The sequence below is a fragment of the Desulfosporosinus sp. I2 genome (assembly GCF_000960765.1).
Classification (GTDB): domain Bacteria; phylum Bacillota; class Desulfitobacteriia; order Desulfitobacteriales; family Desulfitobacteriaceae; genus Desulfosporosinus.
Genome location: NZ_JYNH01000029.1, coordinates 18,517 through 38,662, shown reverse-complemented (window position 1 = coordinate 38,662; position 20,146 = coordinate 18,517). Strand labels below are relative to the sequence as shown.

At 38.9% G+C, this 20,146-nt stretch carries 20 protein-coding genes; 12 read left to right on the top strand and 8 right to left on the bottom strand.

From position 1 onward, the window contains the following. The 8 genes from pdxT to dnaA all read right to left on the bottom strand — a co-directional run. Nucleotides 1-487 (bottom strand): pyridoxal 5'-phosphate synthase glutaminase subunit PdxT (pdxT, locus tag UF75_RS09290; protein ID WP_045574325.1); only part of this gene is annotated, 487 nt, incomplete at its 3' end. Between the two features lies 1 nt (nucleotide 488). Beyond that, nucleotides 489-1,373 (bottom strand): pyridoxal 5'-phosphate synthase lyase subunit PdxS, encoded by an 885-nt coding sequence (pdxS, locus tag UF75_RS09285; RefSeq protein WP_045574324.1) that lies wholly within the window; start codon nucleotides 1,371-1,373, stop codon nucleotides 489-491. 91 nt (nucleotides 1,374-1,464) lie between these two features. Next, nucleotides 1,465-3,960 carry a DNA gyrase subunit A gene (gyrA, locus tag UF75_RS09280; protein ID WP_045574323.1) on the bottom strand — a complete coding sequence of 832 codons (2,496 nt, stop codon included), beginning with the start codon at nucleotides 3,958-3,960 and terminating at the stop codon, nucleotides 1,465-1,467. A gap of 14 nt (nucleotides 3,961-3,974) precedes the next feature. Then, complete coding sequence (gyrB, locus tag UF75_RS09275) at nucleotides 3,975-5,909, bottom strand: DNA topoisomerase (ATP-hydrolyzing) subunit B (protein WP_045574322.1); 1,935 nt, start codon at nucleotides 5,907-5,909, stop codon at nucleotides 3,975-3,977. 93 nt (nucleotides 5,910-6,002) lie between these two features. Continuing rightward, complete coding sequence (locus tag UF75_RS09270; protein WP_045574321.1) at nucleotides 6,003-6,263, bottom strand: extracellular matrix/biofilm biosynthesis regulator RemA family protein; 261 nt, start codon at nucleotides 6,261-6,263, stop codon at nucleotides 6,003-6,005. Continuing rightward, nucleotides 6,264-7,355 (bottom strand): DNA replication/repair protein RecF, encoded by a 1,092-nt coding sequence (gene recF, locus UF75_RS09265; protein WP_045574320.1) that lies wholly within the window; start codon nucleotides 7,353-7,355, stop codon nucleotides 6,264-6,266. A gap of 8 nt (nucleotides 7,356-7,363) precedes the next feature. Next, nucleotides 7,364-8,470, bottom strand: coding sequence for a DNA polymerase III subunit beta (dnaN, locus tag UF75_RS09260; protein ID WP_045574319.1), 1,107 nt, complete (start codon nucleotides 8,468-8,470; stop codon nucleotides 7,364-7,366). Nucleotides 8,471-8,725: 255 nt separating this feature from the next. Beyond that, nucleotides 8,726-10,090, bottom strand: a complete 1,365-nt coding sequence (dnaA, locus tag UF75_RS09255; RefSeq protein WP_045574318.1) for a chromosomal replication initiator protein DnaA — start codon at nucleotides 10,088-10,090, stop codon at nucleotides 8,726-8,728. 357 nt (nucleotides 10,091-10,447) lie between these two features. On the opposite strand from dnaA, the gene rpmH reads away from it, so the two are divergent. The 12 genes from rpmH to UF75_RS09205 all read left to right on the top strand — a co-directional run bounded on the left by rpmH (nucleotide 10,448) and on the right by UF75_RS09205 (nucleotide 20,126). Continuing rightward, on the top strand, nucleotides 10,448-10,582 hold the full coding sequence (gene rpmH, locus UF75_RS26965; protein ID WP_007777819.1) for a 50S ribosomal protein L34: 135 nt from the start codon (nucleotides 10,448-10,450) through the stop codon (nucleotides 10,580-10,582). Between the two features lie 125 nt (nucleotides 10,583-10,707). After that, on the top strand, nucleotides 10,708-11,055 hold the full coding sequence (gene rnpA, locus UF75_RS09250) for a ribonuclease P protein component (RefSeq protein WP_045574317.1): 348 nt from the start codon (nucleotides 10,708-10,710) through the stop codon (nucleotides 11,053-11,055). Then, nucleotides 11,052-11,258, top strand: a complete 207-nt coding sequence (gene yidD / locus UF75_RS09245; RefSeq protein ID WP_045574316.1) for a membrane protein insertion efficiency factor YidD — start codon at nucleotides 11,052-11,054, stop codon at nucleotides 11,256-11,258. The genes rnpA and yidD overlap by 4 nt, the downstream gene beginning before the upstream one ends. A gap of 11 nt (nucleotides 11,259-11,269) precedes the next feature. Then, entirely contained in the window at nucleotides 11,270-11,944 is a 675-nt protein-coding gene (locus tag UF75_RS09240; protein WP_045574315.1) for a YidC/Oxa1 family membrane protein insertase, read from the top strand. 30 nt (nucleotides 11,945-11,974) lie between these two features. Then, nucleotides 11,975-12,601, top strand: a complete 627-nt coding sequence (gene jag, locus UF75_RS09235) for an RNA-binding cell elongation regulator Jag/EloR (RefSeq protein ID WP_045574314.1) — start codon at nucleotides 11,975-11,977, stop codon at nucleotides 12,599-12,601. A gap of 132 nt (nucleotides 12,602-12,733) precedes the next feature. Continuing rightward, nucleotides 12,734-14,098 carry a tRNA uridine-5-carboxymethylaminomethyl(34) synthesis GTPase MnmE gene (gene mnmE / locus UF75_RS09230; protein WP_045574313.1) on the top strand — a complete coding sequence of 455 codons (1,365 nt, stop codon included), beginning with the start codon at nucleotides 12,734-12,736 and terminating at the stop codon, nucleotides 14,096-14,098. Between the two features lie 8 nt (nucleotides 14,099-14,106). Next, the gene (gene mnmG, locus UF75_RS09225) at nucleotides 14,107-16,008 is read left to right on the top strand and encodes a tRNA uridine-5-carboxymethylaminomethyl(34) synthesis enzyme MnmG (RefSeq protein ID WP_045574312.1); all 1,902 of its coding nucleotides are present in this window, start codon (nucleotides 14,107-14,109) and stop codon (nucleotides 16,006-16,008) included. Between the two features lie 3 nt (nucleotides 16,009-16,011). Then, nucleotides 16,012-16,731 carry a 16S rRNA (guanine(527)-N(7))-methyltransferase RsmG gene (gene rsmG / locus UF75_RS09220; RefSeq protein WP_045574311.1) on the top strand — a complete coding sequence of 240 codons (720 nt, stop codon included), beginning with the start codon at nucleotides 16,012-16,014 and terminating at the stop codon, nucleotides 16,729-16,731. Nucleotides 16,732-16,869: 138 nt separating this feature from the next. Next, nucleotides 16,870-17,739: a peptidoglycan binding domain-containing protein gene (locus UF75_RS29960; RefSeq protein ID WP_052693090.1), complete on the top strand. Its 870-nt coding sequence runs from the start codon at nucleotides 16,870-16,872 to the stop codon at nucleotides 17,737-17,739. Beyond that, nucleotides 17,660-18,316: a VanW family protein gene (locus UF75_RS29955; RefSeq protein WP_242860179.1), complete on the top strand. Its 657-nt coding sequence runs from the start codon at nucleotides 17,660-17,662 to the stop codon at nucleotides 18,314-18,316. Before UF75_RS29960 ends, UF75_RS29955 begins: the two co-directional genes overlap by 80 nt. 195 nt (nucleotides 18,317-18,511) lie before the next feature. Next, nucleotides 18,512-19,276 (top strand): AAA family ATPase, encoded by a 765-nt coding sequence (locus UF75_RS09210; RefSeq protein ID WP_045574310.1) that lies wholly within the window; start codon nucleotides 18,512-18,514, stop codon nucleotides 19,274-19,276. Further along, nucleotides 19,269-20,126, top strand: coding sequence for a ParB/RepB/Spo0J family partition protein (locus tag UF75_RS09205; protein WP_045574309.1), 858 nt, complete (start codon nucleotides 19,269-19,271; stop codon nucleotides 20,124-20,126). The genes UF75_RS09210 and UF75_RS09205 overlap by 8 nt, the downstream gene beginning before the upstream one ends. The last annotated feature ends 20 nt before the right edge of the window (nucleotides 20,127-20,146 follow it).

Sequence of the window (20,146 nt, the reverse complement as noted above, 5' to 3'; positions counted from 1 at the left end):
GCCGTGCAAAGACTATCTTGCCCTCGAACTCCGACAATATTCCGACATTCGGTGCGACCTCACGAAGGTAAGGCGCCCTGATAAAGACTGCACGTAATAAGTGCGGCCCCACGGCAGGCACTAAAAGATCTGTTTCAAAGCTTGCCACTTGTCTACCAAAAGCATTGCGCTCTACAACGGTATCCATAAGATTCAATCGATACTGATCACTGTCAATGATCGTTTTACTGAGTAAAATCATTCCCGCACAGGTCCCAAAAATAGGTAGATCCTTCATGCCCAAGTCTTTGATTCTTTCACCCATCTCATCGATCATTAGTAGTTTACCGATCGTCGTACTTTCTCCACCAGGAATGATCAATCCATGGATTCCTTTAAGATCACTTGATTTACGCACTTCTACAACGTCACAACCCAAGTTTTCTAAGACCTGACGGTGCTCGCGGAAAGCACCTTGCAGTGCCAAAACGCCAACACGCTTTTTCATTTTACCAACCCCGTTCTTGCATACGCTGGGATTCGGTCAGAGTTGAAATTTCAATACCGGACATGGGTTGTCCCAAATCCTTCGATATCTGAGCTAGTATTTTAGGGTCATTATAGTGAGTTGTTGCCAAGACAATAGCTTTAGCACGAGCTATTGGATCTCCCGATTTGAAAATACCTGAGCCGACGAAAATTCCGTCTACCCCGAGCTGCATCATCAAGGCAGCATCCGCTGGTGTAGCAATACCCCCAGCAGCAAAATTCACAACGGGTAATTTCCCATGCTCAGCAACATATAGAACTAGATCATAAGGGGCACCCATATTTTTTGCAGCTGTCATAAGTTCTTCTTTAGGCATTAAGGTTAAAGCTCTGATCTCGCTCATCACCGTACGCATATGCCGTACGGCTTCAACGACATTTCCTGTTCCGGGTTCTCCTTTTGTACGAATCATCGCAGCCCCTTCACCGATGCGACGCAACGCTTCTCCAAGGTTGCGACAACCACATACAAAGGGCACTTTAAAGTCATGTTTATTTATATGATAGGTATCATCTGCAGGTGTTAATACTTCAGATTCATCTATGTAATCAGCACCTAACGCTTCTAAAATCCGTGCTTCTACAAAATGTCCGATCCGTGCTTTTGCCATGACTGGAATCGATACTACAGCCATAATGCCTTCTATGATTGAAGGGTCTGCCATTCGGGCAACCCCACCCTCAGCCCGTATATCCGATGGAACACGCTCCAGTGCCATGACAGCACATGCTCCAGCCTCTTCTGCGATTTTTGCCTGTTCAGGGGTGGTGACATCCATAATGACGCCACCTTTGAGCATTTCTGCAAGGCCTGTCTTTACTTTTAATGAACCAATATCAGTCATTATAGTTCCTCCTCAAAATTTTTGTGGTTAAGGTAACATAAGTGTAAATAATATTCCAGCCATGGTAACATCTAGCGAGAAATTTGTCAATTTAGTCTTCGTCTTCTGTATCCTCTCCAGTATCCTCTCCAACATCATTCTCTTCAATTTCCACTTCATCTTTCATAACAACTTTAGCAATTGCTACCACACTACTAGCACCTGTACGCATGGCCATTACCCCTTGTGCAGAACGACCCTGAGTGGATATGCTGGAAACTTGAAGCCGGAGCATGATTCCATTATTCGTGATCACCATGAGTTCGTCTTCCTCTTGAACAACCTTGATTCCGACCAATTTACCGGTCTTTGCATTTAATTTCATAACGATAATCCCTTTGCCACCACGCCCTTGAATTCGGAATTCCTTAAGATTCGTGCGTTTAGCAAAGCCGTTTTCACTCATGGTTAAGAGCTCGCCCTCATCGCCAATCACATCCATACCAACGACTGAGTCATTTTCTTCGAGCTTTATTCCTTTCACACCGCGCGCTGTACGTCCCATATAACGCACATCCGATTCAGGAAAACGAATGGCAATCCCATTTTTAGTAGCCAATAAAATATCATCTAATCCTTGAGTTAACTTAACCCCGATCAGTTCATCCCCTTCGTCCAGCGTTAAGGCAATTAAACCGTCCCGTCGAGATGAATCATATTCTTGCAAAGCTGTCTTTTTCATAATGCCCTTTTTAGTCGCTGTTATCAAGAAAAAGTCGGGATCAAAATCCTTGATCGCCATAACCGCTGTGATCATCTCATGCTGACTCAAATTCAAGAGATTAATAACTGCAGTCCCCTTGGCAGTACGACTAGCTTCTGGAATCTCATGGGCTTTCAGTCGATACACTTTACCTTGCGACGTGAAGACAAGAATATTGTGATGGGTCGTGGTGGTAAAGAGATGCTCTACAAAGTCTCTTTCTTTGGTTGCCATGCCATGAACACCCTTACCTCCACGATGCTGGCTTTTATAAGTGTTTAAGGGCAACCTCTTAATATATCCGTAATGGGTCACAGTGATGACTACATCTTCTACATCAATAAGATCTTCTATATCCATTTTACTTACATCCACGGTAATGAGGGTTCGACGAGCATCTCCAAATTTATGATCAATATCGTTTAATTCAGCTTTAATAATATTAATAACCATTTGATCCGATGCTAAAACGGATCTCAAATAGGAGATCGTATTCATGAGTTCGTTATATTGGTTTTCTAATTTTTCACGTTCTAAGCCAGTCAGACGTTTTAATCTCATATCCACAATAGCCTGAGCCTGTTTCTCACTCAAACCAAATCGATGACTGAGATTAGCTCTGGCTGTCGCTTCGTCAGAAGAAGAACGAATGGTCTCTATCACTTCATCAATATGGTCAAGGGCAATCCGTAGTCCCTCAATGATATGGGCCTCTGCCTCTGCTTTATTAAGTTCAAATCGAGTCCTTCTAACGATGACTTCTTTTTGATGTTCAATAAAGTAGTATATCATATCTTTAAGAGTAAGTGTCTTCGGCTGTCCATTGACAAGTGCCAACATATTTACGCCAAACGTATCTTCCATTTGTGTATGTTTATAGAGTTGATTTAAGACAACTTGGGGATTGACATCCCGCCTTAGCTCAATGACGATACGCATCCCTGATCGATCTGACTCATCGCGCAAATCAGTGATCCCATCGAGTTTTTTATCACGAACTAGATCTGCTATCTTCTCAATCATTCTTGCCTTATTAACCATAAAAGGTATTTCTGTAACAAGAATTCTTGTCTTGCCGGATTTTTCAATGCGTTCAATAGTTGCTTTGGCGCGTGTTTTAACCGATCCTCTGCCTGTTGTATAAGCAGACCTTATCCCTTCATAACCCATAATGGTTCCACCCGTGGGAAAATCAGGACCTTTGACATAATTCATAAGTTCGTCGACGGACAACTCGGGGTTATCCAACAACGCCATTGTCGCTTCTACAACTTCTGATAAATTATGAGGCGGAATATTGGTTGCCATGCCAACTGCAATTCCTGACGATCCATTGACAAGTAAATTAGGAAATTTAGCCGGCAATACGGTGGGTTCATCTTGTTTTTCATCGTAATTAGGCGTAAAATCCACGGTTTCTTTATCAATATCTGCCAACATATACGTCGCTATTTTTGCCATGCGAAGTTCTGTATAACGCATGGCTGCAGCAGAATCTCCATCAATAGAGCCAAAGTTTCCATGTCCGTCAATGAGCGGGTAGCGACTGGCAAAATCTTGGTCCATACGAACAACGGCATCATAAATTGAACTATCCCCGTGAGGATGAAATTTACCCATGCAATCCCCGACAAGGCGTGCGGATTTACTATAAGGCTTATTAGGAGTTAGCCCTAATTCGTGAAGGGTATATAATATTCTGCGATGTACCGGTTTGAGCCCGTCTCGGACATCAGGCAATGCACGGCTCACGATAACACTCATCGAATAGTCGATAAATGATTTTCGCATTTCTTCCGCAATTTCGACAGGAAGGACTTTTCCTCCCAGGATTTCATCCGACATCAATGAGCACTCCTTTAAGCATCTAGATTACGTACATCTTTTGCATGCTTATTGATAAAGTCACGGCGTGGTTCTACTTTGTCTCCCATTAAGACCGTAAACATTTCTTCAGTTCGCATGGCATCTTCCATGGTGACTCTTAAGATCGTACGCTTGGCAGGATCCATGGTGGTTTCCCATAACTGATCAGGATTCATTTCACCTAAACCTTTATAGCGCTGAATCTCAACTTTTTCTCTCCCTATTTTCTCAAGAGTATTGTTGAGTTCAATTTCAGAATAGACATATTGAATATCTCTGCCTTTTTTCACTTTAAAGAGTGGAGGTTGGGCAATATAGACAAAATTATTTTCAATTAAAGGTCTCATATAACGGTAGAAAAAGGTCAATAAAAGGGTTCGAATATGGGCACCATCGACATCAGCATCTGTCATAATTATTAGTTTATGATAGCGTGCTTTAGAGATATCAAAGTCTTCGGAAATACCTGTACCCATTGCTGTAATCATAGCCCTAATTTCTGCATTCCCTAGTATTTTATCAAGTCTGGCCTTTTCTACATTGATAATTTTCCCTCGCAAAGGCAAGATTGCCTGAAACCGTCGATCCCTTCCTTGTTTTGCTGAACCGCCTGCACTGTCCCCCTCGACAAGATACATCTCACATAGATCTGGTTCCTTCCAAGAACAATCTGCTAGTTTTCCGGGAAGTGATGTACCTTCTAAGGCGCTCTTACGGCGTGTTAATTCCCGAGCTTTACGAGCTGCATCTCGTGCTCGTGCAGCTTGAACTGATTTATCAATAAATTTTCGGGCAATCGATGGGTTCTCTTCAAGAAATATATTTAAACCTTCACCCGTAGCAGAATCTACAATCCCTCGAATTTCACTGTTTCCAAGTTTTGTTTTTGTTTGCCCCTCGAACTGAGGATCAGGAACTTTGACTGAAATTACGGCAGTTAATCCTTCACGAATATCATCTCCGGACAGATTAGAATCAGCTGCCTTTAGAAGATTTGCTTTTCGTGCATAGTCGTTAATCACCCTAGTTAAAGCTGATTTGAAGCCCGCCTCATGGGTTCCCCCTTCTTGGGTATTAATATTATTGGCATAAGAAAATAAATTTTCAGCATAACTGTCATTATACTGAATACAAACTTCAACCTGTACATTATCCTTTGTCGTTTCGATAAAAATTGGCACAGGGTGTAAGCAATCTTTACTTTTGTTTAAATAACTTACAAAATCTTGAATACCACCTGTATGTAAAAATGTCTCTTTTACATTGGTTCGTTCATCCGTCAAATTAATGGTGACACTTTTATTCAAAAATGACAATTCCCTTAATCGATGTGCCAAAATATTAAAATCATAAACAGTTTCTTCAAAAATTTCCAAGTCTGGTATAAAGGTTATTTTAGTGCCGGTATTCTCTGTTTCACCAATGTTTACTAATAAAGTCGTTGGTTTTCCTTGAGCATACTCTTGGTGAAAAACATGTCCTCCTTTTGATACTTCAACAATTAACCATTTTGATAAGGCATTAACCACGCTCAAACCCACACCATGAAGTCCACCGGATACCTTATATGCACTTTCACTTCCGCCAAATTTCCCACCGGCATGTAATACCGTTAAGGCAACTTCAACTGCCGGTTTTCCTGTTTTGGGATGTATATCGACTGGGATTCCTCGACCATTATCCACTACTGTTATACTATTATCTGCATGAATCATGACATCAATCTGATCACAGAAACCAGCTAAGGCTTCATCAATACTATTATCGACAATTTCATAAACTAGATGATGAAGTCCTCGAGAGCTTGTGGACCCAATATACATACCAGGTCGTTTACGTACAGCTTCAAGTCCTTCTAAAACTTCGATTTGCCCTGCATTATAATTATCACCTGTATTTTGAACTTCAATATTATTATTTCCTTGCAAAGCCTTTTCCTCCCAAAAAATACCTTCAACCTTATTATTGTACACCATATAGTTGGCCGATTCAATTATATAACCAATAAATGGTAAAGATTTCTAGTAAAAATCGATTGACTTATCACTAAATGAACGTTTGAATAATGTTGTAGACGAAATAGTTGAAAAAAATAGTTCATTTAGTGTTAAAATTAGTGTTTTTTCTTTACCTTCTTGACAGATATAATTTACATTTTTATTTTTTTTAAGGTTATTAAAATAGTCACGGTTTATCTGACCTGTCTTAGTTGTATCTAAATCAATTATTGCAATGATTTTATCCTTATTAATAAGAACATTACTGCCAAGATGTAAATACATCTAAGGCTCCCTCCTTATATGTCCTTGTTCCACACGATATAGTGTACCTAACTGGTGATTATCAGCACTTGTCATGGTTATGATTGTTTGAATACGAGATAATTCTATGAATTTTATTAAGTATTCTCTCCTGAAACGATCCAATTCAGACAATACGTCATCAAGAAGAAGAAGAGGATATTCTCCTTTTTCTTGATTTATAAGCTCTAGTTCTGCAAGCTTTAAACTTAAGACGATCGATCTCTGTTGTCCTTGAGATGCATAAAGACGGGCTGGTTTATCATTTAAAAGAATCTGAAGGTCGTCACGATGTGGACCCACTAACACCATCTGGCGTTCTATTTCTTGATCCAATTTATCATTGAGTAATTTAGGGTATTCATTGATAGCCTCTCTAAGATTTTTTTTTCCCAAAGCCAGATAAAAAACCTGCATTTTTTCTTTATAAGAGGTCAGATTGTCATAAATTAAGTCTGCTGCAGCTTGTAATCGTTCTGTCATGTCAGCCCGATTGATCATTATTTTTATTCCTAATTCAATAATTTGCTCATTCCAAAGTTGCAACTGAGAATATTTATGGGATTTTTCTAGAGATAGTTTAAGAAGAGCGCTTTTTTGTTGAATAACTTTATTATAAGCATTGAGAATACTTACATGCCCTGGCCTCATTTGGGCAATATGCAAATCTAAAAACCTTCTTCTTTCTAAAGGACCTCCTTTAATCATAACAAGGTCATCTGGAGAGAAAAAAATTACATTAATCGTGCCCACAAAGTCAGATAAGCGTTGACACGGTACTTGATTAATTTTAACCATTTTCTTTTTATTTTTATAATGACTCTCCAAAAAAATTTTGTGATTCTTGGAAATAAAATCTCCGTACAAATGAAACTCACTTTGTTCCCAGCGCAGTAAATCGTGTTCCCGCTGTACCCGATATGATTTACCTGTTAAAAGATAATAAATTCCTTCAACAATATTCGTTTTACCTTGTCCATTATCCCCTATTAGAATATTCGTACCAGGCATAAATTTAATCTTTTGATCGCCATAATTTCTAAAATTTTGGAGATGCATGTTATTAATTAACATAATTTTAATTATGCCGTCCTAATCGGTAAAACAAGATAGATATAATTACTATTATCCAAAGGTCTCATTACTCCCGGACTAAATGGTCCAGATAATTCAAATAATATCTGATCGCTATCAATTACCTTTAAAGCATCAATTAGAAATTTTGCATTAAATGCAATCGTAACATCTTTTCCTTCCATTTCAACGACTATCTGCTCAGATATTTTACCTAATTCAGAGGTCTGATCTATTTTTAATTCATTATTTTTAACATTTATTTTAATAATGTTGGCTCCACTTTTGTCACGCGTGAGTACTAAGGCCCGTTCTACTGATTCTAAAAGTTTCCTTACACTTAAAATGACTTTAGTTTCACATGACTGTGGAATGACTTGTTTATAGTTTGGAAATTGCCCTTCTATCAATCTAGATATCAAATATATTGATCCAAACTGGAAAACGACTTGATTGTTACCATAACTTATGGTTAATTCTTCATCCTCGTCTCTTAGCAACCGATAAATTTCAGTGAGTGTTTTTGAAGGTATAATTCCGCTAAAACGTGATTCTTCACTGTTAGATATTGAAGCTATACTTAAGGCTAATCGGTGTGTATCCGTAGCAACTAAGCGAATATTTGTACCTTCGATTTGAAGTAAAGTTCCAGTAAATACGGGCCGATTTTCTTCCGTAGAACACGAAAATACGGTCTGTCTAATCATATTCTTAAAAATTATAGTGGGTAACGTAAACGTAATGGGCTCCATAAGGTCTGGAAGCAAAGGAAATTCTTCAGGATCATATCCATTTAATACAATCTCGGATTCGTTATAACAAATCGTGATTGATTTATCCTTTTCTTCTAAGGTAATTGTTGTGTCAGGTAGTTTACGAACAATTTCCGAGAAGAGTTTTGCAGGGACTACCATTGTTCCCTCTTCTGTAACAGTAGTGGATGGTATTTGACATCGAATCCCCATTTCAAGATCCGTTGCAGAAAAATGTAAAAACTGAGCTTCTGCAGTCACCAAAATTCCCTGAAGTACAGGTAATGTATTTTTATTAGATATTGCCTTTTGAACCGCATTTACACCAGCAAGCAGGGCATCTTTTGAACAGAAGATTTTCATACAACTGAATCCTCCTAATTATTTAGATCTTCATTGTTCTAAACTGACATTATTAATAATAAGATAATAAGTAGTCGTTATAGTAGTATTACCTGTCAACATGTGGATAAGTAAATTAAACGTGCTATTTTACTGATAAAAAGTATGTTGAAAAAGGTGTGGACAAACGGATTAAAATTATCCACATGTCCACAAGGATCACTAAATCATAAAACTTTTCATTATTTATGCACAACTTATTCACATAATTTAAGTTCACTCTGATTGAATGCGTTGAATTATTTCATTAATTTTCTTTTCTAATAAAGGATCATTAAGAATTGCTTGGGTTATTTTATCATGGGCATGCATAACGGTTGTATGATCTCTTCCACCGAACTCCTCCCCAATTTTAGGTAACGAGGAATCAGTAAGTTGTCGTGAAAGGTACATTGCAATTTGTCGAGGAAAGGCTACTTCTCGGGTTCTTTTTTTTGCTTTAAATTCATGAGGAGGCATATGAAAAAAGCCTGCTACAGATTGTTGGATATTTTCAATGGTAATTTGTTTAGTGTTATTGGCTGGAATAATATCTTTTAATGCTTCCACTGCGACTTCCGTGGTTATAGGAAATGAACTGAGGGAAGCAAATGCCATTACACGAATAAGAGCACCTTCAAGCTCACGAATATTGGAATGAATTTTATCAGCAATGTAAACCATAACTTCGTTAGGAACTTGAAGATTTTCCATTTTTGCTTTTTTTCTTAGGATTGCGATCCGTGTTTCTAAGTCAGGTGCTTGTATATCAGTGATTAGGCCCCATTCAAATCGCGAACGTAAACGATCTTCTAATGTTGGAATTTCTTTGGGTGGTCGATCAGAAGAAATAATAATTTGCTTATTCGCTTCATGAAGTGCATTAAATGTATGAAAAAACTCTTCTTGAGTTCGTTCTTTGCCTGCTAAAAACTGAATATCATCAATCAGAAGGATATCAACATTTCGGTAATGATTACGAAATTCAATGGAGTTTTCGTCTCTAATTGAATCAATTAATTCATTCGTAAATTTCTCACTTGAAACATAAAGCACCTTAGTATTAGGAGATCGTTGCAAAACATGATGTCCAATGGCATGCATGAGATGAGTTTTTCCTAAACCAACCCCTCCATAGATAAAAAGAGGATTATAGGATTTAGCAGGTGATTCTGCAACAGCTAGTGAAGCAGCATGGGCAAAGCGATTACTGTTACCAATGACAAATGTATCAAAAATATATTTAGCATTAAGGGAGTTGTGTTGAGGGTCGATTGACTTAGGGGTGATTGAGGAATCCTGCTGTTTTATGACTACTGGATCCTCAGTATAAGAGACATCGGGAGAAGGAATAATAAAACGGAGGCTGACCGAATGCCCTAAGACAGCTTGAACTGAAGATCGAATCAAGGGTGCATAACGACTTTCCAACCAGTCCTTCGCAAAGTCATTTGGAACGCTAATGATTAAAGTATCACCCTCGATATGAAGAAGCCTAGTGGAGCTTAACCATGTCTCAAAGCTCGGCTTGGATAGTTCATTTTTTAGTTTTTCTAAAGTTTCCTGCCACAATAACTGGGGTGACAGTGGTTGTGGTGGCATGGACGGACCTCCCTTGTCTAAAATTATAAGAATTAGGACAATTAAAAAAGTTATACACAAACTTATACACATTTGTGGATAACTTGAATAAATTACGTACTGTGCACAAACTGTTGCACGGTTTGTTGTGGTCACAAGGTGCTGTGGAAATATAATATCAAGTTTCAACGGGGTTATCAACAGGTAGAGTGTCAGTTTTAGAAAATTATTCACAGTGGATAACTTTTTTAGGTTAAGTTATCCACATAGTGTCAAAGTCCTTTACTTGACAGATTAAATTTTTTTAGAGTATAATCTCTAAGTAAGTTTGATTACTTTAGATTTTTTTTTGTTTGAAATAAAGGAGGTGTCGTTAAATTGAAGAGAACTTATCAACCGAAGAATCGGCGTCATAAGCGCGTTCACGGTTTTTTGAGTAGAATGAGTACGCCAACAGGGAGAAATGTAATAAAGCGCCGTCGCTTAAAAGGTCGGAAAAAATTATCAGTTTAAGGCCGCAATTTGTGGCCATTTTTTTAAATAAATTTTTCTTATGAGTCATTAATAATTTTTAAAACGTTTAAATTGAAGCGTTAAGAGTTAGAATATGATTGAAAGGATGTAAGCTTGGAGGAGCTATGTTACAAAGAAATTTCCGCTTACGCCATAAATCGAGTTTCGGATTGATTTTCAAAGAAGGTAAAAATTATTCTGTAAAATATGTTGCTATGTACATTCATAAAGGGCCTAAGCGTTTTGGTTTTATTGCTTCTAAAAAAGTTGGCAATTCCGTTCAACGAAATAGAGCAAAGAGACTTATGAGAGAAGTTATTCGACTACATATTTCAGAAATAAGAAATGATTTAGAAATAATTTTTATTGCTAGAGCGAGTATCAAAGGAGTTTCCTTCTCTGAAGTAGAAAGATACATGATGAATATGCTGAAAAATGCAAATACCTTAATAAAAGTGAGTAAACAGGAATGAAGCGAATTTTAATTGGCTTGATTCGTTTTTATCAAATCTTTATTTCTCCTTTAAAGGGACAAACTTGCCGTTTTTATCCCACTTGCTCGGAATATTCGATGCAAGCAATAAAAAAATATGGCATAATAATGGGACTTTGGAAATCGTTAAAACGGATCTTAAAGTGTCATCCGTTTCATCCTGGTGGGCATGACCCAGTTTAAGGAGGGCTTTTGTGAATATTATTGTTGAATGGATGACTTATTTATTAAATATACTCTATAATTTATCAGCTTCTATTGGTCTTCCTAATTATGGTGTGGCGATTATACTTTTAACTATTTTAATTAAAACCTTGATTTTTCCGTTAACTTACAAACAAATGGCATCAATGCGCAAGACCGTTGATTTACAACCCAAAATCAAAGCTCTTCAAGAAAAACATAAAAATGACAAAGAAAAAGCTAACGCAGCCGTTATGGAGTTATACAAAGAACATAAAGTTAACCCCTTAGGTGGTTGTCTGCCGATCGTTGTCCAATTGCCTATTTTCTGGGCATTATACAGCACGTTACGTAATTTTCCTTATGATCCCTCAAATGCAGCTGCCCATTGGTTTCTTGGCTTTGACTTAGTAAAAATATATGGATTTACGCTTTCATATCATTTGATTTTACCGCTCTTTGCTGGTGCAACGACTTATTTGCAAACAAAAATAACTAGTCCTAATGCTAGTACCGATCCTACCCAAAAGACGATGCTTTATATTATGCCAGTATTCTTTGCTTATATTAGTGCTACTGTGCCAGCGGGTTTGGCCTTATATTGGGCAACCATGAACGTTGTTTCGATTTTTCAACAGCTATTTATTAATAGACGATTGTCGAATCAAACAAAGAAGGCTATATAGGGAACGTGGATGGCGTGAGGAGGATCGTTCATGAGGATTGTAGAGAAAACCGGGAAAACGGTTGAAGAGGCGATTACTGCTGGGGTAATGGAGTTAGCTGTTGAACGTGATCGCGTTAAAGTAGAAGTATTAGAGGAACCAACTAAAAAAGGTTTATTTGGCCTCTTCGGCACTAAGCTGGCAAGAGTAAAGGTTTATTATGAAGATAATCCCGGTGATTTAGCAACAGAATTTATTTATAGCATCTGTCAGGCAATAGATATTAAAGCAGATATTCAGGTAAGTAAAACAGGCGAACATTGGCATATTAATATTAGTGGTCCTGAACTTGGACTTTTGATCGGAAGACGCGGAGATACATTAGATGCTCTTCAATATTTAACAAATTTGGCGGTGGCTAAAAAACTTTCTGAACGTGTACGCATCGTAGTTGATGTGGAAGGGTATAGACTTCGTCGTGAAGAAACCCTCATCCGACTTGCAAAAAGGTTATCGGATAAGGTCAAAAGAACTGGAACAAGAATTGTCTTAGAACCCATGAATCCCCATGAACGACGAATAATTCATACTTCTTTACAGGATGAAACTAGAATATCAACATTTAGTGAAGGTGATGATCCAAATCGTCGTGTGGTAATAGCACTTAAAAGAGGATAGAGGGGGAAAACCCCCTCTTTTTTTATACTAGTCTTCGGGCGCCAGCCAAGTTTTCTTTATACTAATAAAGTAATCAATTACTGAAAAGAATAGAGAAAAGTATCCATTTTTAGTTTATGGAGATGAATTATTTTGAGTGATACTATCGTTGCTATGTCAACAGCCATAGGAGATGCAAGTATTCATATTATACGTATAAGTGGTCCTATGGCGACCAGGATTATTGAGGAATGCTTTAAACCACGGAATAAGGAGCGTTGGCTTCGTGGGGAAAGTTTTACTCTGAACCGTGGTGTTTTTTATGATCAGACAAAGGCCTTAGACGAAGTTCTTGTTGGGCGAATGTTGGCCCCCTCCTCCTATACTGGAGAAGATGTTTATGAGGTTAATTGTCATGGGGGCTTATTTGTTGCCCAAAGAATTCTTAAAGCCATTCTTAGTCATGGTGCTCAATTAGCTGAGCCAGGTGAGTTTTCCAAACGGGCATTTTTGAATGGTAAGCTCGACTTAGTTCAAGCTGAGGCTATCATTGATTTAATTAGTTCTCGTACCGAAACGTCTGCTAATTTAGCTCTTTCTCAATTGAGTGGAGGACTATCAGAGAAAATTACTTCTTTACGGGATGGAATTTTGGAAATTCTGGCTTTCATTGAAGCTGGAATTGATTTTCCTGAAGATGAGGTTGACAGCTTAGATAGAGAGACACTAGAATCACTTATTAATAAAGTCCTCGCAGAAACAAAATTGCTTCTAGAGGGAAGCAAAACAGGGAAAGTCTTAAGAGATGGGTTAAACACAGTTATTGTAGGACAGCCTAATGTTGGTAAATCGAGCTTGTTAAACGCACTATTACATGAGGAAAGAGCCATTGTGACAGATATTCCAGGTACAACCCGAGATGAGATTCGAGAATCTGTCAGTGTCGGTGGTATTCTTCTACAGTTGGTTGATACCGCTGGTATTTGTGAGAGTGATGATCTTGTGGAACGTCTTGGAATTGAGAGAACGTGGAAAGCTTTAAAGACTGCCGATTTAGTTTTGTTGGTGGTACAGGCTAATCTGTCTCTGTCTGAAGTAGAGCGACATATATTGGATTGTTATTCTGAGAAGGTTGTTGTTCTTGTTAATAAAATTGATATACTGAGTAAAGGACAATTAGATATTCCGATGAACGAAAAAGGGTTTTGGATTCCTTTTTCGGTTCTTCAACTTCAGGGTTTTGATGAGCTTGAAAAGGAAATTCGAAAGCGGGTTTACCAGGGGGAGGGTATTAGTACAACTGATCCACTTCTCTCCAATGTACGTCATATTACATCTCTGGAGCGCTGTGACAATGCCTTGAACCAATCGTTGAATAGTTTGCAGCAAGGAATGCCTTGGGATATACTTTCAATTGATATACGCCAAGCCTTACAATACGTTTCTGAAATAACAGGGCATAATGTGCAAGAATCTCTTCTTGAAGATATTTTTTCTCGATTTTGTATCGGAAAGTAGGTCAAACGTTGGAATATTTTGCTGGAAAATATGATGTTATCGTCGTCGGAGCCGGACACGCAGGTTGTGAAGCCGCCCTTGCTGCGGCTAGACTTGGCTGTGAGACTCTGTTGATTACATTACATCTTGATACAATTGCCCATATGCCCTGTAATCCATCCCTTGGGGGTCCTGCCAAAGGACATTTGGTCCGCGAAATCGATGCTTTGGGTGGTCAAATGGGTATAGTGGCTGATGAGACATCCCTACAAGTTAAAATGTTAAACACTGGGAAAGGACCTGCAGTGCATGCCTTGCGTATCCAATCGGATAAACAGGCTTACCATAGCCGGATGAGAACAATTCTTTTTTCACAACCCAAATTGACTATAATTCAAGCCTTGGTCGAAAATTTAGTGGTTGACAAGAATTCAATTGTTGGAGTTGTAACTCGTACCGGGGCACGATTTGAATCTGGTAGCGTAGTCTTAACAAGTGGTACATATTTACGGGGACGGATTATTATAGGCGCAGCGATGCACCCAGGTGGGCCCAATGGACAGATGCCTGCAATGTCTCTCTCAGATTCACTAAGAGAATTTGGAGTCGAATTAGGACGATTTAAGACAGGTACTCCCCCACGAATTCATCGCCAGTTTGTGGATTATACAAAGTTTCGCATACAACCAGGGGATAATACCCCTTGGCGTTTTTCCTTTATGCCCACGGAGAGCCAGTTTTGGCATAAGGACCTTTCCAAACAAGTACCATGTTGGTTAGGATATACAGGACTCCAAACGCATGAGCTTATTCGAACAAATCTTTATCGCGCGCCTATGTATTCTGGAAAAATCGAAGGTATTGGCCCTCGTTATTGTCCATCGATCGAAGATAAGGTCGTTCGTTTTGCTCAACGTGAAGCTCATCAAATATTTTTAGAACCTGAGGGTTGGCAGAGTGACGAACTATATGTGGCAGGATTATCAACGAGTATGCCGGAGGAAGTTCAAGTTCAAATTTTAAAGAGTATTCCTGGCTTAGAGAATGTACGGATGTTACGTCCAGGGTATGCAATTGAGTATGATTATGTATTGCCCCATCAACTTTCTCTGGGTTTAGAGGTTCGACAGTTATCTGGCTTATTTACTGCAGGGCAATTAAATGGAACATCAGGATATGAAGAGGCCGCAGCTCAAGGATTGATCGCGGGTATCAATGCTGCCCTTCGATCGTTAGGAAAAGGTCCTTTTACTTTACGTCGATCGGATGCCTATTTAGGAGTCCTAATTGACGATCTGGTGACTAAAGGAGTTAAGGAACCCTATCGTCTTCTAACGTCCAGGGCAGAGTATCGGTTAGTCCTTCGTCAAAATAATGCAGATTTAAGGCTAACAGAAATTGGAAGGTCAGTCGGTTTAGTCAACGACGAGCGCTGGAGACGTTTTCATGATAAGAAGAAGAACTACGATCATGTTAAAGAGCTCTTGAAAACAACGGTTTTTTCCCCTATGAGGGAAGATTTACAGCAAGTAATGAGTGAAGCCCAATCTACTCCGACTCGTGGTGGAATTAGTGCTCAAGATCTAATTCGCAGACCAGAAATTACCATTTCTCATTTGGTGAAACTGATACCAGAGTTAAAAGATTTTGAGCATGAAGTGTTAGAAGAGGTGGAAACTGATACTAAATATTCAGGTTATATTGAAAAGCAGTGGGCTGATATTGAGAATTTTTCAAAGCTAGAAAATCGTATGCTACCCGAAACTCTTTCTTATGAAGAAATCCGTGGATTATCAACAGAAGGCAGACAGCGCCTTCTAGAAGTCCGCCCTCTAAATTTAGGGCAAGCCTCCCGAATTACGGGTGTTAGTCCAGCTGATATTTCCGTCCTACTCGTTTTTTTAGAACAGCGACGTAGGGGAGGAAATTAACAGATGTTTATCGAGCATGCATCTTTACTTAAAGGGTTAACCTATGAGCATATTGGGTTTGAATTATCGGATCAGCAGGTTACACAGTTTTGTCGTTTTGGAGACCTCTTACTTGAATGGAACCAACGGCTTAATTTAACCAGAATTACTGAACCCAATGAAGTCATCTTAAAGCATTTTATTGACTCAATGGTTCTTTCAAAATTTATTGAAGGCAAATCATTTGCGGATTTAGGGACTGGAGCTGGTTTTCCAGGCATTCCGCTTAAGATCTTGCGCCCAGAATTAAACGTTGTGTTAATGGATTCCTTGAAAAAGAGATTAGACTTCCTCGACCTTGTCATTGATAATTTAGGTTTAACAGGGGTTAAAACGGTTCATGCTCGTGCTGAAGACTTTGGAAGAGACGTTCGTTTCCGAGGGTCTTTCGATACTGTCAGCTCTCGTGCTGTAGCACGTCTTCCTGTTTTGTTAGAGTATGCCCTTCCTACTTTGAAGATGAATGGGCTCTTTTTGGCGCCAAAGGGATTGCAAGCTGAGGAAGAATTATCAGAGGCACACAAGGCCTTAGAGATTATTGGCGGTAAACTTGAGAGAATTGAACATTTAAATTTAGGAGAAGGTGCTGAACATCGTGCTATAATTCTAATTCGAAAGACTCAAGAAACATCTTCACGATATCCGCGCCAAGCGGGAACACCTACTAAAAGACCCATTAGTTGAAACCATTGTATTTGAAAAGGGCGTTACTTATGGTAAGTAAGGCTCTTTTTTATATTAATTATAAAGGAAATACAGAAATAACGTCGAATTTAAGGGTAGTAGATATAATTAATCGAGGGTAGATTCAAGGGGTGCATTTTGAAAGAGTCAGAAGATCAAAGAGGTAGACTGGGTAGGAAAGAAGTGGCTGCAAGTAGAGTATATGAGAGGCAAAATGGGGTAAAGGGATTTTGGGCAAGCATTAGTCGCCTATTAAATAAGAAGGTTGTTAAAATAACCCTCAGGTTTCTTTTAACACTTTTTGTTCTGACAGGACTTTCAGTTTTATATTATTCTTGGGATCATCACGTGATTGTTCAAGGAGTTAAGATATCTGGAATGAATGTTAGTAATTTATCTGAAGAACAGGCAAAAGTGGTTATCGATAATGAGGCTCATCGCTTAATGAACCAAACTGTAAAACTTAATCTTGGGCAATTATCACAAGAAGTGACGTTAAAAGAATTGGGACTTGTTGTAACCGCTGATTCGGCACTTCAGCTGGCCTATCAGTATGGTAGGACAGGCTCTATTTTCAGTAAAGTCTTTAGTAAGATTACTGCATCTAAAGGGGTAGACTTAGATTTATCTCAGGAGTGGAATGATAAAGTATTAACTGAAACGATCACTCAGAAGTTTAATGGGTACAGTAAGCTAGCAACGGATGCTTCTTTTCAGATTACTCCCCAAAATACTATGCTTATTAAAGGTGAACAAGTAGGCCGAGTTCTTGATACTGAAGCATTAAGCCAAACGGTTAAAGGGATCAATCCTTATAAGCCAGTATCAGAGATTGATATTCAGTCTAAAGAGCAAAACCCTTCAATAACTGCAGCTCAACTAGAAAAACAGAAAATTACAGGATTGCTGTCTACTTATACGACTCGATTTGATCCATCTCAAACTGCGAGATCCGAAAAATGTACGTATCGCGGCAAAGGCTTTAGATGGAGCGATCGTAAAACCTGACGGTACGTTATCCTTCAATCAAGTAGTAGGGGAACGAACTGTTGAGGGCGGATATAAAGATGCATATATCATTGTTAATGGTCAATTCGTCCCGGGTTTAGCTGGAGGAATATGTCAAGTGTCTAGTACTTTATATAATACCGGTCTTTTAGCTAACCTTACTGTTACTCAGCGAAGTAACCATGATCTGGCTATTTCCTATGTTCCTCTTGGGCAGGATGCGACCGTTGCTTACCCCGATCTCGATCTTAAATTTTTAAATACCACGGGTGGATATCTTCTAGTTCGAACTAAAGTCAGTAATAATACGATTACGATTGAACTTTATGGAAAGGTAAACCCTGGACAGGAAGTAGTTATCACAAATTCGAGAGAGTCCATTATTCCTTTTCCTGAACAAAAACTAGTTGATGAAACTCTGGCACATGGGGATTCCCATGTTAAACAAGAAGGTCAGCCAGGATATATAGTGAATTCTAGCCGAACTATCAAAGTTAATGGACAAGTCATAAAAACTGAGTCTCTTAAACAGAGTCATTATCAGCCTTTACCCAAAATCATTGCTGTCGGAGCATAGCAGTACTCATGATTTAGATGGAATCTTTACCCATTTGAATTATGGAATTTCTTATTCAGGCGTTAATTGACACTCAATAAATTAATATTTTATAAAAAAGCGCTAAAAGCGCTTTTTTTATGAGTTAGGGTTTGATAGTATCTAGTATGAACCATTTTTTAAGTTATTTCTTTGTATATAAGGAGGTGTGCGTTATTGACGACTAAAGTGATTGCTATCGCAAATCAAAAAGGTGGCGTGGCTAAGACCACTACAGCCATTAACCTAAGTGCCTGTTTAGCAGAATTAGGCAAACAGGTCCTTCTCATTGATTTAGACCCACAGGGAAACGCGACAAGTGGAATGGGAATTGCAAAACATAAACTGACGCGCTGCATTTATGATGTCTTAATCAACGACATTCCTCTCGAACAAGTCATACAGAAAACCTATCAAAAAAATCTTATGGTTGTGCCTGCTCGAATTGAGCTAGCGGGTGCCGAAATAGAACTTGTCGCTCAGATTTCACGTGAGGGTAAATTGAAAAGCTCAATTGAGGGGGTTAAACAGGATTACGATTTTATTTTTATTGACTGTCCTCCGTCGCTCGGTCTTCTCACCTTGAATGCCCTTACTGCAGCAACTGATGTCTTAATTCCTATTCAATGTGAGTATTACGCGCTAGAGGGCTTGACGCTCTTGATGAACACATTGGATAGAGTTAGAAAGCACATTAACCCTTCGCTAAACATATTGGGAGCCCTTTTAACGATGTTTGATGCTCGCACAAACTTAGCGATTCAAGTGGTTGATGAGGTTAAAAAATATTTTCCACAAAAAGTATTTCGTACTATAATTCCACGAAATGTTCGTCTCAGTGAAGCCCCAAGTCATGGCAAAGCAATTAATACGTATGATTCCCGTTCAAGGGGTGCGGAGGTTTATCAAGACTTAGCAAAGGAGGTATTAGAACGTGTCTAAAAAAGGACTTGGACGAGGGCTTCAGGCGTTGTTGTCTGATGAACGTGGAGACGATCCTTGTATAAAAGAAATTCCTATTTCTGACCTGAAGCGGAATCCTGATCAACCAAGAAAGGATTTTGATCCTGAATCGATGAATGATTTGGCAGATTCGCTGCGTGTACATGGTTTACTTCAACCCCTATTAGTAAGACCTGATGGCGAGCAATATTGCGTTATCGCAGGAGAACGACGATTAAGAGCAGCACAAATTGCTGGGTTTACTAAAGTAGCCTGCATTGTCCAGCAATGCAGTGATCAAGAAATGGCAGAGCGGGCACTTATTGAAAACATCCAACGTGCTGATTTATCTGCAGTTGAGGAAGGCTTAGCCTATCATCGGCTTATCGAAGAATATGGAATGACACAGGAGCAGGTAGCTCAAAGAGTTGGTAAGGCTCGCACTACAGTCACTAATCTGTTACGAGTTATACAATTGCCTGGCGCTGTTCTTGATCTATTAAGGGAGAACACCATTTCTTTAGGACATGCTAAAGTCTTATTAGGAGTTAAGGATCCTTCCATTCAGGTTATCACAGCTCAAAAGGCGGCCAAAGAGCAACTAAGCGTGCGAGAGACTGAAGACCTTATTAATAAATTATCTGAAAGAAGCGCTGATATTTCTCATAAAGTTAAGTCCTCCCATGAATATCATCCATTGCTACGCAATGTTGAGGATCGCCTGAGGTCAAGCTTTCAAACCAAGGTTCATGTAAAAGGGGATGTTAAACGGGGAAAGATCGAGGTTCAATATTTTTCTCAAGATGAACTTAATCGGCTCCTAGAATTATGGAACATTCGTATTGATTGAATAATGTTCCACGTGGAACA